This window comes from Bacillus sp. FJAT-25509 (genome assembly GCF_001420605.1).
In the GTDB taxonomy this organism is placed as follows: Bacteria; Bacillota; Bacilli; order Bacillales; family Bacillaceae_G; genus Gottfriedia.
Map to the genome: position 1 here is coordinate 104,220 of NZ_LJIZ01000038.1, position 14,024 is coordinate 118,243.

The 14,024-nt window shown below is 33.8% G+C and carries 10 protein-coding genes and 1 pseudogene; 10 read left to right on the plus strand and 1 reads right to left on the minus strand.

Translation table 11 applies throughout. From position 1 onward, the window contains the following. Positions 1-7 precede the first annotated feature (7 nt). From mglC to AN960_RS22485, 6 genes and pseudogenes are all read left to right on the plus strand, one after another. Positions 8-1,030, plus strand: coding sequence for a galactose/methyl galactoside ABC transporter permease MglC (mglC, locus tag AN960_RS22460; protein ID WP_056476690.1), 1,023 nt, complete (start codon positions 8-10; stop codon positions 1,028-1,030). Between the two features lie 135 nt (positions 1,031-1,165). Continuing rightward, positions 1,166-2,347 (plus strand): galactokinase, encoded by a 1,182-nt coding sequence (locus AN960_RS22465; protein ID WP_056477341.1) that lies wholly within the window; start codon positions 1,166-1,168, stop codon positions 2,345-2,347. Then, entirely contained in the window at positions 2,348-3,337 is a 990-nt protein-coding gene (gene galE, locus AN960_RS22470; protein WP_056476693.1) for a UDP-glucose 4-epimerase GalE, read from the plus strand. Between the two features lie 10 nt (positions 3,338-3,347). Further along, positions 3,348-4,859 (plus strand): UDP-glucose--hexose-1-phosphate uridylyltransferase, encoded by a 1,512-nt coding sequence (gene galT, locus AN960_RS22475; RefSeq protein ID WP_056476696.1) that lies wholly within the window; start codon positions 3,348-3,350, stop codon positions 4,857-4,859. Then, the gene (locus AN960_RS22480) at positions 4,850-5,896 is read left to right on the plus strand and encodes an aldose epimerase family protein (protein ID WP_056476699.1); all 1,047 of its coding nucleotides are present in this window, start codon (positions 4,850-4,852) and stop codon (positions 5,894-5,896) included. Before galT ends, AN960_RS22480 begins: the two co-directional genes overlap by 10 nt. A gap of 921 nt (positions 5,897-6,817) precedes the next feature. Then, a pseudogene (locus AN960_RS22485) lies at positions 6,818-7,922 on the plus strand (GerAB/ArcD/ProY family transporter). A gap of 307 nt (positions 7,923-8,229) precedes the next feature. Here the strand turns inward: AN960_RS22485 and AN960_RS22490 are convergent. Continuing rightward, positions 8,230-8,448, minus strand: coding sequence for a gamma-glutamyl-gamma-aminobutyrate hydrolase family protein (locus tag AN960_RS22490; RefSeq protein ID WP_056476701.1), 219 nt, complete (start codon positions 8,446-8,448; stop codon positions 8,230-8,232). A gap of 405 nt (positions 8,449-8,853) precedes the next feature. On the opposite strand from AN960_RS22490, the gene AN960_RS22495 reads away from it, so the two are divergent. From AN960_RS22495 to AN960_RS24185, 4 genes are all read left to right on the plus strand, one after another. Beyond that, positions 8,854-9,405: a GNAT family N-acetyltransferase gene (locus AN960_RS22495; RefSeq protein WP_056476702.1), complete on the plus strand. Its 552-nt coding sequence runs from the start codon at positions 8,854-8,856 to the stop codon at positions 9,403-9,405. Between the two features lie 286 nt (positions 9,406-9,691). Then, the gene (locus tag AN960_RS22500) at positions 9,692-10,984 is read left to right on the plus strand and encodes a helix-turn-helix domain-containing protein (RefSeq protein ID WP_056476703.1); all 1,293 of its coding nucleotides are present in this window, start codon (positions 9,692-9,694) and stop codon (positions 10,982-10,984) included. A 397-nt stretch (positions 10,985-11,381) separates the two neighbouring features. After that, a complete protein-coding gene (locus tag AN960_RS22505) occupies positions 11,382-12,272 on the plus strand; it encodes a LysR family transcriptional regulator (RefSeq protein ID WP_056476705.1) in 891 nt (296 codons plus the stop codon). A gap of 1,519 nt (positions 12,273-13,791) precedes the next feature. Continuing rightward, positions 13,792-13,947, plus strand: coding sequence for an aspartyl-phosphate phosphatase Spo0E family protein (locus tag AN960_RS24185; protein ID WP_286131792.1), 156 nt, complete (start codon positions 13,792-13,794; stop codon positions 13,945-13,947). The last annotated feature ends 77 nt before the right edge of the window (positions 13,948-14,024 follow it).

A 14,024-nucleotide genomic window follows, 5' to 3' on the forward strand; every position in this document is an offset into this window, starting at 1 on the left:
AATGTAAATGAATACACAGGCCATGAAAAATTCCAAAATTACCAAATGGCTATTCGAAAATGTAATCTATGTTTTTTTAATACTTCTTGTGATAGGAATTATAATTGCGTCTCCTGATTTTCTATCGGTTACAAACTTAATTAATATTTTAAGTCAATCATCTTCACGTATAATAATTGCGCTTGGAATAGCTGGGATTCTAATTACGGCTGGAACGGACCTTTCTGCTGGACGAATGGTCGGTCTTGCGGCTGTAGTGTCGGCATCTTTATTACAAGCCGGTGATTATGCTTATAAAATGTATCCAAGCTTGCCAGAATTACCTTTGTTTGTTCCAATTATCATAGCCATGGTAATCACGGGTCTATTTGGTGCTTTAAACGGTGTCATAGTTTCAAAATTTCATGTACCACCATTCATTGCAACTTTAGGGATGATGATAGGTGTGTATGGAATAACTTCGATCTACTTTGATCGCCCTCCATACGGTGCACAGCCAATTGGAGGACTAAGCGAAAGTTTTACAAAGTTTGCTCAACGGGGAATTCCAATAGGAGACTATGAAATTCCATTTCTTATTTTTTATGCTATTATCTTTTCTATTATTATTTGGGTTCTTTGGAATAAAACTCAATTAGGTAAAAATATGTATGCAATCGGAGGAAACCCTGAGGCAGCTAAAGTTTCTGGCGTAAATGTTGCAAAAAATATCATCATAATCTATACAATCGCCGGACTTCTTTATGGTTTCTCTGGAACACTTGAAGCTGGGCGCGTAGGTAGTGCTACGAATAATACAGGTAATATGTATGAGCTTGATGCCATTGCAGCATGCGTTGTCGGAGGGGTGTCATTATCTGGTGGTATTGGTACGGTACCTGGTGTTATTACTGGTGTTTTAATTTTCCAAATCATTAACTATGGTCTAGCTTTCCTTGGAATAAGCCCATACATTCAATTCATTGTAAAAGGTGTAATTATTATTGTTGCTGTTGCATTTGATATGCGTAAGCATGCGAAGAAGAAATAGTTTAATAGAAATATTTTGAATATAGCTAAAAGCCCCTTTAATAAAATGTAAATAAACTATTAAAGGGGCTTTGTATTATGGAAAAAATTGAAGGAAGGAATAAAGAGAATGCTTACGATTCCCGATTTGAACAGTATGAATATGGAAACATTAATCTCTAAATTTAAGGAATTATATTATTCGTTACCACAAAAAGCGTTTTTTGCACCTGGGAGGATTAATTTAATCGGAGAACATACGGATTATAATGGTGGCCATGTTTTTCCATGTGCGATTACTTATGGAACCTATGCTCTTGTTAAAAAGCGTAAGGACAAGATTATTCGTATGTATTCTATTAATTTTCCAGACAGAGGGATCATCGAGTTTGACTTGACCTCATTAGATTATGATCCGCAACATAATTGGGCAAATTATCCAAAAGGTATGCTCCGATATATACAAGAATCAGGATACAAAATTACTTCAGGATTTGAGTTGCTTATTTACGGGAACATTCCAAATGGTGCAGGGCTTTCTTCTTCTGCATCGCTTGAAATGTTAACAGGTGTAATGCTGAATGGCCTTTATAATACTAATATTCCACGATTAGATCTTATCAAGCTTGGAAAGAGGGTTGAAAATGAGTTTATTGGGGTGAAAAGCGGCATCATGGACCAATTTGCGATCGGTTTGGGTGTTAAACATGCAGGGATATTACTAGATTGCCAGACGCTAAGTTATGAGTACGCGCCAATCCAGCTTGAAGGATATAAAATTTTAATTATGAATACGAATAAGCGCAGAGAGTTAGCGGATTCGAAATACAATGAGCGTAGAAGAGAATGTGAAGAAGCTCTTGGGCAACTTCAGCAAAAGCTTCCGATTGAAGCTCTTGGGCAGCTTTCTGAAAAAGAGTTCGATGAAAATCAACATTTTATTTCAAATGAAGTCGTTCGAAAGCGTGCCAAGCATGCGGTCTATGAAAATAGAAGAACATTAAAAGCACTTAGAGAATTAAAAGCAGTGAATTTAGAGGCGTTTGGCCAATTAATGAACGACTCACACCGATCATTACGAGATGATTATGAAGTGACGGGGAAAGAGCTTGATAGCTTAGTAGAAGCGGCATGGAAACAGCCTGGAGTCATTGGAGCACGGATGACAGGAGCAGGTTTCGGGGGCTGTGCGATTGCAATTGTGGCGAATGACGAGATAGTTTGCTTTATAGCAAATGTAGGTGCAGTTTATCGAGAAGTTATCGGCTATGATGCTGATTTTTATGTAGCAAGCATCGGGGATGGTGCGAAAGAAATTGAAATGACGGAGGCGATATAAATGAGTATTCTAGTGCTAGGTGGAGCAGGTTATATTGGATCGCATGCTGTTTATCAGTTAATCGATCAGGATTTTGAAGTGGTTGTGATAGATCAATTACAAACAGGTCACATAGATGCAATCCATCCAAAAGCTCATTTTTATAAAGGAGATATCCGCGATCGCCAATTTATGAAATCTGTTTTTGAAAAAGAAAACATCGAGGCAATCCTGCATTTTGCGGCTAATTCTCTTGTAGGTGAGTCCATGAGTGAGCCATTAAAGTACTTTGATAATAATGTATACGGTACACAGATTGTTCTTGAAATGATGAAAGAATTTAGAGTCAAACACATTGTTTTTTCTTCGACAGCGGCTGTTTATGGGGAACAAAAAATTGTACCTATTTCGGAAGAGGCTTGTGAATTGCCAACAAACACATATGGCGAAACGAAATTAATGATGGAAAGAATGATGGATTGGAGCGAAAAAGCCTTTGATTTGAATTATGTATCCCTTCGCTATTTTAACGTTGCAGGAGCTAGAAGTGACGGTCAAATAGGTGAAGATCATCACCCAGAAACACACCTAATCCCTGTTGTTTTAGAAGCTGCATTAGGAAAGAGAGAAGCTGTTACGATTTTTGGTGACGATTATGATACAAAAGATGGTACTTGTGTGAGGGATTATATTCATGTAGAGGACTTAATTGAAGCTCATATTTTAGCGCTTCGTTATCTGCAAAATGGTGGGAAGAGTAACGTTTTTAATCTTGGTAGTAGTCAAGGTTTTTCTGTTCAAGAAATTATTGAGTCTGCAATACAGGTGACGGGCATCGATATTCAGGTTAAAAAGGGGGAGCGACGTTCTGGTGACCCAAGTACTCTCATTGCTTCATCTGAAAAAGTAAAACGTATACTCGGCTGGAAACCATCAAAATCTTCAATTGACCAAATCATTAGTGATGCTTGGAACTGGCACCAACATCACCCTAGCGGTTATCAGAAATAGAGGTGAAAAGATGATCTTTCAATACGTACAACAATTAATCAATCAAGCAATTGCCGCTCAATTAATTGAGTCGGATGATGAAATATATGCACGCAATCAAATTCTTTTCCTTTTACAATTAGCCGAATATAAGGAATCAACTGGGGAGAGTCAAGTTATGATTCCAGACTTACTTGATTTAATCGTTAATTATGCATGTGAAAAAGGGATCATTGAGAACCAATTTGATGAAAGAGAGATGTTCTCTAGTAAAATAATGAACTGCTTTATTCCACAGCCATCAATTGTGAATCAGTTTTTTTATGAAAAATATAAACAGGATCCTCTATCAGCCACAAACTATTTTTATCAATTAGGTAAAAATAGTAATTATATTCAGATGAGGCAAATCAAGAAGAATATTGAGTATAAGGTGTCGACAAAATATGGTGAATTAGATATTACCATTAATTTGTCTAAACCAGAAAAAGATACAAAAAGCATTGAATTAGAAAGGACAGCTCAAAAAAGCGACTATCCGAAATGCTTGCTTTGCATTGAAAATGAAGGTTATGTAGGAAGAATCGGTCATCCAGCTCGTTCCAACCATCGTATGATTCGAGTTAATTTATTAGAAGAAACTTGGTATTTACAGTATTCACCTTATTTGTACTATAACGAGCATTGTATTGTTTTATCCAAAACACATACAAATATGACCATTAACCGCAAGACATTTGAACGATTGTTAAACTTTGTTGAGAAATTTCCACATTATTTTGTTGGATCCAATGCCGATTTACCCATTGTAGGTGGCTCAATTTTATCTCATGATCATTATCAAGGTGGTCGTTATGAATTTGCTATGGCACGTGCGGCTGCTGATTTGACTTTTGAATTGCAAGAGTTTCGAGATGTTCAATGTTCAGTTTTGAAATGGCCAATGTCTGTGATTCGGTTACAATCGGAACAATCGAGCACACTAGTTGAAGCAGCAGAAAGAATTTTAACAGTTTGGAAAAGCTACAATGATGAAGAATTAGGAATCATATCGAAAACAGGCGCGGCGTATCATAATACGATTACCCCAATAGCTCGTAAAAATGGAAGCTTATTTGAATTAGATTTAGTTCTTCGTAATAATCGAACGAACTCTAAGTATCCACATGGGATTTTTCATCCACATGAAGATGTTCATCACATCAAGAAGGAGAACATAGGTCTTATTGAAGTCATGGGGTTAGCAGTGTTACCTGCACGACTAAAGGATGAACTTGAAGAAGTAGGGAAATTCATTCTTAATAAAGCAAGTGTCGTTGCAAAATATCATTTCCACTGGGCTAATGAGTTAAAGAATCAGTATTATTCTGTTGCCAATGAAACAAATATTGAATCGATTTTAAGAGAAGAAGTAGGGAAGAAGTTTTTGAAAGCATTAGAGGATTCAGGTGTTTTTAAACGAGATGAAGTGGGAATTGATGGATTTCATCGTTTTATCCAATCATTATGTTCTCCAAAAGTCGAGATAATCCGATGCAAATGATTGAAAGGTTGTTTGGCAATTACGAGGGTGAATCCGTCAAAGAGTATACTCTTTATAATAATTCAGGAATGTCGGTTTCTTGCCTAAATTATGGTTGTGTCATTTCGAAAATTATGGTTCCTGATCATGATGGAATTGTTGAAAATGTTGTCCTTGGTTTTGATAATTTTAATGACTATCTAAAATGGTCACCTTACTTTGGAGCGATAGTAGGAAGAGTGGCTGGAAGGATTAAAGGTGCATCGTTTGACTTGGATGGTAAGAAATATAGTCTAGTAGCTAATGACGATCGTAACCATTTACATGGTGGAAAAGTAGGGCTTAGCTCTGTCATTTGGAAAACAGAAAAAATTGAAGAAGAAAATGCAATTGGTCTGAAATTTTTCAATCTTAGTCATGATGGTGAAGAAGGATATCCAGGAAATTTAGATCTAACCGTATCGTATCTTTTAACAAACGACAATGAACTGAAAATTAAGTATGAGGGAAAAACGGATAAAAAGACATTGGTTAATTTAACGAATCATTCTTACTTTAACTTAAGTGGTAATTTAAAAAGGGATTGTTTGGAGCATATGCTTCAATTAGAAACTGATTACTTTTTAGAGTTAAGTCCTGATTTAACACCTACTGGAAGATTACTTGATGTTAAGAACACTCCCTTTGATTTTAAGCAAGGTCGAAAATTAAAAAACGGAATCCAATCGTCTCATCCCCAAAATGTCCTTGTTGGTCACGGTTATGACCATCCGATTGTTTGCGCTAACAATTGTGAGAATATTATAATGTTATGGGAAGAGGAAAGTGGGCGGACTTTACGTGTTACAACTGATCAACCCTGTGTCGTTCTCTACTCAGGAAATCAATTAGAAGGCCCATTTTCCATATCAGATGTCCCAGCGAGAAAATACTTAGGGGTTTGCCTTGAGACACAAGGGTATCCAGATGCGATCAATCACCCTGAATTTCCATCTATCATTTTAGAACGAGAAGACCTATACTACTCAACAACGAAATATCAATTTCTTTGTCGATAAGTGATGGGTTTAGATCAATGACTACAATTTAGAACTAAGAACCAAGGACGTTCAATTTCTTGCTGATTTTATTTTTTACGGCTGAAAAATGATTACTTTGGCTTCCAGTTGGGATCATACCGTTGACCTAATGCGCTTTGCTTATCGTTAGCTTATCCGTTAGCACCCTTTTTAATATGCAGGGTTCTAAACCGATAAATTACGATAAGGGAAGCGTTTTTCGTTGTGAACACTAGTAATTTGCTTAAAGTAAACGTATTAAAGCGAAAGTAATAACGTAAAAAAGGTAACAATAACGGCTAATATCAATTATGAGAGGAATTTATGTCCGAATGAAAGTAGAAGGTAAGGCGGTCAAGACGCTGGAACAGTATGAATATAGTTTTAACGAAAATGAGCGTCATTTCGGCGAACTTGGTTTAATTTTGACGAAGCACATATCCGAAACTATTCGGATTATTTATTGCATCAACACGTTAAGCACTATAATAACGACTTTTTACCGGAATTATAAGAAGATGGGATTATCACCAACGAACGATAGAAACTGCATAAATAAGCTTAGGTCGTTTATAAACTTCTTATATATACGGAATTATATCGATAAGTATCCGTTTGAATAGGATAAAAGAAGAGCCGGTTGATATTGAAGTATTGAATGCGGACGAGATTAGTATTGAAATCTAGTCTACATAAATACTTTTCTCAGCAATAAAAAACGTTGGTGAATATTAACATATTAATAGGGAAAAATAAACTATGTTAATTATCTACCTATTCCCATTTATAAGTTTTGCTTTGTAATGTGATTGTTAAATGTTGGTAAAAATAACACGTATCGGGCTTTTTTATTCTTCCTATTTGATTTGTATCCATTTAGTGGGAGTTAAAAGTTATTGCATTTCGAAAGGATCTTTTTGAATGAATATTAATAGTTCAACTGATCGAATTAGCAATTTTCAAGCAATAATGTTTTTTACAAACTTTATTTTAGGAGCTGGAATTTTGTACTACCTAAAACAGTAACAGAAAAAGTAAAAACTCCAGATTCATGGATATCAGTTATTTTAGGTGGCGTATTAATTATTCTTATCGTACTCTTACATGTTAAACTATGCCAAAGATACCCAAATGAAACGTTTTTTCAATTTAATCAAAAAATTGTTGGAAAATGGATAGGCTTATTTCTAAGCTTAAATGTAATTGTCAATTACATAGCGCTCTCAGCATTTGAAGTTCGATCCATGGCGGACACGATCGGAATATATTTTCTTAAAGGAACTCCAATGTGGGCTATTATGATACCATTTATTTGGATCGGTCTATACTTAGTACTTGGAGGAATCAATTCGTTGGGCCGGATGTTAGAGATTTTATTTCCTATTACGGCTATCTGCTTACTAATAGTTTTATTTTTAGGGATCGGGATATTCGAAATTGATAATTTACGTCCCGTATTAGGGATGGGTGTGAAGCCAATCCTTAAAGGAATAATGACTTCTTCTTACAGATTCTCTGGATTTGTAATTATTCTCTTTATATTTATGTATATGAAAGAAAAAAAGCAAGCATCAAAAGTCGTTATTCTTGGACTTGGGATGATTATTTTTTTCTATACAATTACTATAATAATAGTAGTTGGAGCATTATCAGTAGACGGTGTTGTGTTACAAACATGGCCACTATTCACATATTTTCGAAGTTATGAAATTCCAGGTCTTTTATTTGAAAGATTCGACTCCTTATTCATTGTAATTTGGATTATGCAATTATTTACAACTTATACAATTGCTATTTATGTAGCCGCACTAGGAATGGCTCAAATTTTTAAAAAAAGATGTATTCGACCTTTTGTTTTTGGTATGATTCCTATCACTTACATCATTGCAAGTGTTCCTAGGAATATCAATTAGGCGATTAAAATGGGGGAACTCTCGCAAATGCTGCTTTTTATTTATTTAGTATATTTCCAATCTTACTATTAATCATCTCCTTTTTGAGGGGAAATATAAAGGCGAAAATTTAATTTATTTCGTTCGTATGACACAATTTGGATGCTATTACTTTATCTTTCACTTCCTACAGGATGTTGGAGCATTTAGGTCATTGAAGACCTTAATAACTCGAGTCCATAAACAACATTGATCAGTCGCACCTCTTTTTTTGATGAATAAGCTGAGTCTTATTGTATTGCCTTTTTCCTAGAGTTACAGCAGTTTATTTTCACGGTAGTTGAAGATTAATATAAGAAAATAATCTTAACAGAATTAAATAATTACTCGACAATCCTGAGAAAAAATAATTAGGAGCTGATTGACTATCAGCTCCTGATTTTAATTCCTAAGAGAGCGCTCCTTAATAAAACTCTCAAAAATGACAGAGTGATTTACTTTGTTTCTCTGCATCATCTCAGGGCGCCATTGGACTCCAACTATAAATCTCTCACCAGGAATTTCAATAGCCTCAATGACACCATCCTCAGATTTAAGATCTTCTAACTCTTCGATTAATCGGAGTAATTTCTTCTTCAATTTCAAATTTGTGCAATTCATCCTACCACATCAAAAAGCGTTACTTTTCGATTGCACAGACATAATAGAACTACTAGAATTAAAAGAGTTGCAAAGAATAAAATTGCAGAGACCGCTTGATTTACTGGACTTAATTGAACTAATATATTCATAATTACTGTATAATACTCGTACTCTGAATTTGGCAGGGGAGAGGTCACTGGTTGGCTTCTAGCCGAGTTAAAACAAAAACCCTCTTTTAAATAATAAGAGGGTTTTTATTTTATAGTACCTCTATAATTTTTATGGACAACCCTAATGGGACAGAAAATAATTTTTTTTATAGAATAGGCATGAATAAATAATAATTCAACAAATAGCAGTATAGATTATGGGAAACTACTTAGTTTGTTCTTGAAATGTAGAGTAGTAAGGGGTGGTTTTTAGATGATAAATATTAAGATAAGAAGGCCAAAAATTGAGGACATTCAGGAGTTAAATCAATTTTTTAGAATAGTGATTACTGATACGTTTAATAAAGAAGGTATAGGGGATAAGTTGGAGGGAATTAAAAATCAAATCGAGATAAAAGAAAAATACTTAATTACTGATTTTGAAAGCAATGGTGAGAAGAGATATTTTTTGATTGCATTAAATAACGAAAAGATAATTGGGTCAATTGAATACGGACCTGCGAGCGATTTTATTTGTAATTACACAAATAATGCTTTAAAAGGTCTAACTGAGATAGGAACTGTATTTGTTCATCCTGATTATCAGAAGATGGGAATTGGGAATTTATTATTAAAAAAAATGTATATTACTTTACAGGATAGAGGTATTGAAGAATCTTGTTTAGATAGTGGATATATTAGCGCCCAAAAAATTTGGAAAAAGAAATTTGGAGAACCTGATTACTTATTAAATGATTATTGGGAAAAAGGAAATGATCATATGATTTGGAAAATAAAAGTCTGCGAATTATTGAATGAGCATTAAAGTTCTATGTCTGCATCACATTGTTTTTGCAGAAGAAATCCTTATAAAGAATAATTTACATTTAATCAAAGTATAATTTGAGCTTATTTTAATATTTATGTTATAAAATAATTATGTAATTAAGTAAATATTATATGCTAGAAATATAGGAGCATATAAATCGAAACAAAATGTAAAAAAGTTAGGTTATAGTAAATGAATCATATAGAAAAATATTTATATAAAAAGGTTTACTAAAATAAAATTAGGTTGTGTATCTTAAGGCAACAACAAAAGTAGGGTGAATATGACAATTCGATTAGGAATAATAGGCGTTGAAGATAATTTACAATTGATGGATTCCGTTGCCAAGCAATATTCGGAGTTTACTACTTTTACATTTTTACATTATCTCCATGAGGATATCATAGATATTTTGGAGTCTCATCAACATGATATCGATATGTGGCTTTTTTCGGGTTATTTACCATATTCATTTGCAAAAGAGTGGGGGAAAATTAATAAGCCGATGTTTTTTGTTAAGTATACGGGAGCGAGTTTATACAAAACGTTATACCACACGTTATATTATCATAAAGTGAACATAAATGAACTTAGCTTTGATTTTTTTACACGATCCGAGTTAGAACAAGTTTTTGAGGAAATTGATATTACTTTTACTCAGAATTTTCTAATAACAGATCAGACGTCCCCTGATCCTATTATTGAGCACCATTATGAGCTGTGGAAAAAAGAAAAGACAAAAGCTGCTGTTACTTGTTCATGGTACGTGTTTAAAGAGCTACAAAAAATCGGTGTACCAGTATTTCGTGTTCAACCAACAAAAAACGCAATTCAATCAGAATTGAATACGGCACTTCGTAAAAATGAACTGTTACATTTTAAAACCAGACAAATCGGAGTTCAAATGTTTGAAATTGATATTTTGTCTGGTTTATCTAATAACATGTATTCTTCTGATGAAATTTATAATAAGGAAATCCAAATTATACAAAAGTTACTTATCTATACTAAGAGAGTTCAAGGCTCACTAAAATCAGTAGGCCCTGGACGTTACGTTATTTTCTCAACACGCGGTGCACTTTCTGATATAACCCAAAACTTTACTTCTGTTCCTGATTTAGAAGAAATTCAGCAGCTTAGTCAACGAGTTGTGACATGTGGCATAGGAATCGGACAATCTGCATATGAGGCTGAAATACACGCTGGAAAAGCACTACTGAATGCAAAGAATTATGGAAACGGAGCTTGGATGGTCTTCTTTGACAACAAAACAATTAATGGTCCATTAGGAAGACCTGAAAAAATTACTTACTCCTATGGATCAAAGAAATTCCAGACGATCAGTAAACAAACCTCATTAAGTGTTTCTACTATAAGTAAAGTTGATTCGATTTTAAAAAAAATAGGTAAAACAGAAATTACAGCACATGAACTTGCTCAGCATTTACAAATCATACCAAGAAGTGCACGCAGAATATTGGATCAACTTTTGAATGAAGGGTTTGCAAAAGAAGTTGCTGAAGAAACTCCTAATTCACGTGGACGCCCAAGAAAGGTATTTAAGGTTTTATTGTAACAGGATGACACAAAATCATTCTGTTTTATTTTTGACATTAAAGTATACATTAGAAGCGGAGAAGAAAACTTGATGTAGTTGCTAATTTTTGGAAACAAATATAAATGCAACTACGCCTCTAACTTCGCCAAAAGTCTCGCCAATCGGCGAGTTTCTTTATTTATTTCAAATTTTCCGATTCGTACACTTGACGACATAAAATGATTAACATATATTTATTTTAAGTCATGACCTTAAATGAACTTAAAATATACGAAGAGGGGGCGGCTCTCTTCAAAACTTATTGGTTTTAAATCAGTTTCATTTTGGAAATGGTCTTTTTTATGAAAAGAAAAACACTTTATTGAATTTTAAAGGTGAATATCGTATTTATCAAAATACATAGGAGAACAACTACATGGAATTAAGACATCTGAAAACTTTTAAATACGTAGCAGAGTACTTAAATTTTACAAAGGCTGCGAGACAGTTAAATTTCACTCAACCTGCTGTAACTGCACAAATTCAGACGCTCGAACATGAATTGAAACAGGAGCTATTTATACGGGTAGGTAAGAAGACCTATTTGACGCCAGAAGGTGAAATCCTTAAAACATACACGGATCAGCTTTTTTCCATTGTAGAGAAGATTGAATCATCATTCACCGAACATCCAAATTCGTATGGCAATGTATCGATTGCCGCAAGTGAAAACCTTTGTACGAATTATTTTCCTTATATCATTTCTGAATACTTGATGCTATATCCCAATCTACAGATTAAGTTGTATTCCTGCAAAAGGGATGAAATTATAAAAGGGATTGAATCAAATAAATACGATATTGGGATTATTTCGGGCGAACTCAGTAAAAATGAAATTACAAACATCGTCATTGGAGAGGACGATATAATTCTAATCGTTTCTAAAGATTTATATACTAGATACCCGGAAGACCAACTACTAATGAAGTTCCCTTTCATTAAATATCATGATGACGGATATATTGAATCGATTATTAGCAAATATTTGAGGCGAAAGAATCTCTCACTACAAAACGTAATCGAATATGGAAGTTTAGACGGGATCAAAAAGGCAGTATTAAATAATATCGGAGTGGGGGTAGGAATTAGTGTCTGTATAAAAAAAGAAATTAACAATGGTGATTTAGTCCCAATCCTAGTTACTGAGAACAAGGTAAAAATACAAACCTCTATCATTACGTTGAAGGAAAAAGAAAACTTAGTAACAATTCAATCTTTTATTAAGATAATCCAAAAAATTTGGAATAATATTCATACTTTAGAGTAAAAAAGCTTTACGATATTTTTTAGTGATATAACACTGTTTATTAGTTTGGTGGTGTGGAACAGGGGACAAGAGGAGAGATTCTGATGATATAATTTTGAACAATTACAATGAATCTCTAAATCTTGGACAATCAAATACTATTAATCTAAATAGTCTGTGTGATTGGTATAGAAAAACAAAAAAATCGTGCGTGTAGTCGATTCAAAAAGAAATACTATTAACTTCTTACTTAGTTAAACGATATGCAAATCATCCAAGCGCTTATTGAAATAAGCCCTGGCTTTTTTCGCAGATTAAGAAAGTATAAATTAGCTGCTGAGAAGGAAATTCGACGTATTTGCTAATTTTAGGAATTAAGTATAAGTGCAATACTCCTCTGTCTTCGCCAATCGGCGAGTTTTCTTTATATGGGCCAAACCTCGTGAAATAAAAAAAGATAAAAGTTAGCTTATCCAATACCGATTTAACAATCAATAAAAAAATGTTATGGTTACCATAATATTTCATGATTTTACAAAAAATTCATAAAATCTTAAAGTTTTAATATAAGATGCAGCAGCCAAGAACGCGAACAGAAGCAACTTATATTACATTAAAAATTCGGAATTTTAAGAAAGGAGCTTTGATTACAATTATTCTGAATAATTAATCGAAAAAGGGAATCGGGGATTCTATGGAATTTAACTCATAAATAAATGGTAACTTGCTACTTGAATGCCCCTGTAACAGGAAAGTCAGTTGCCTCTGTAGCAGTTAATTCCGCTGCACCTGTTGGCAAAAAAGAGAGAATCAGGGATAGACAATGAATTATGGAATTTTGAAACAAATGAATATATTGATATTTAATTTGGTGAAAAGCTTGATGATTCTGTAAATAATGATTACCAAGTCGTAACATACTCTGCAAAACTATCTGTTAAAGCTAAACAAAAAGAAGATGGTGCTTTATACGAGTAATGTAGCGATCATAACAGATTGCGCTAGAAAATGGTACGAAAGAATAATGGATACATTGGACAATAGAGTTACACAAAGAGTGTTCTTGTTTACTAATGTAAAGCTGAACAATATGGTCAAACGGTATGAGCTTGAAAAAAACCTAGAGTACGTTCTTCGTTTGATTGGTAATGCATCAAAAACATAAAAAGTAAAACAACTGGTACGTTATAACTTCTTATGTGTAAACTATAAATTGTTCCTAGATAAATTACATGATAACCAAGAATCGGTGACGCTTCAATATGACGGTGCCGGTTTTTTTGCTCTTTATATCTCATTTCTGTAGTAATAAAGATTGAAAAGTCAATGTACATAGTACTTTGGATTTGAGTGCTGACAAAATCAAGCGACGTGATATTATGAGGCACGACTTTCAATTAATCAATAAGATTAATTGAAAAATCAAAAGTGTTCAATATGTGCTGATTATTCTGTAACAGGTGCCAAAGGGGCAAATAATTCGTCCGTCACAGAAAGATAAAAATCTTATTGGAGAGTTATTTAAATGGAGGGCTATAGAATGGCTATTTTTTTTAAACAAGTAACAACTAAGATAGAGTTAAAGAGATATGAATTATATGATATTTATAGGCAATATGGGCTTCTTCATGCCAAAACTATTCAATGTAGTCAAGAGTTAGACGAGTTATTAATTCAGTTATTCAAAGCAAGGTAAGTTGGGGGGAGTAGATGTTTCTGCATTAGCTATAAGTGGAATAGTGTTTAAAAAAGAGATCAGCCTTTTTGGTTCTT

What these genes read in the sequence shown, in the direction of transcription:
- mglC (WP_056476690.1), top strand. Translation starts at nt 8, where the DNA reads ATGAATACACAGGCCATGAAAAATTCCAAAATTACCAAATGGCTATTC.
- AN960_RS22465 (WP_056477341.1), top strand. Translation starts at nt 1,166, where the DNA reads ATGAATATGGAAACATTAATCTCTAAATTTAAGGAATTATATTATTCG.
- galE (WP_056476693.1), top strand. Translation starts at nt 2,348, where the DNA reads ATGAGTATTCTAGTGCTAGGTGGAGCAGGTTATATTGGATCGCATGCT.
- galT (WP_056476696.1), top strand. Translation starts at nt 3,348, where the DNA reads ATGATCTTTCAATACGTACAACAATTAATCAATCAAGCAATTGCCGCT.
- AN960_RS22480 (WP_056476699.1), top strand. Translation starts at nt 4,850, where the DNA reads ATGCAAATGATTGAAAGGTTGTTTGGCAATTACGAGGGTGAATCCGTC.
- AN960_RS22490 (WP_056476701.1), bottom strand. Translation starts at nt 8,448, where the DNA reads ATGAATTGCACAAATTTGAAATTGAAGAAGAAATTACTCCGATTAATC.
- AN960_RS22495 (WP_056476702.1), top strand. Translation starts at nt 8,854, where the DNA reads ATGATAAATATTAAGATAAGAAGGCCAAAAATTGAGGACATTCAGGAG.
- AN960_RS22500 (WP_056476703.1), top strand. Translation starts at nt 9,692, where the DNA reads ATGACAATTCGATTAGGAATAATAGGCGTTGAAGATAATTTACAATTG.
- AN960_RS22505 (WP_056476705.1), top strand. Translation starts at nt 11,382, where the DNA reads ATGGAATTAAGACATCTGAAAACTTTTAAATACGTAGCAGAGTACTTA.
- AN960_RS24185 (WP_286131792.1), top strand. Translation starts at nt 13,792, where the DNA reads ATGGCTATTTTTTTTAAACAAGTAACAACTAAGATAGAGTTAAAGAGA.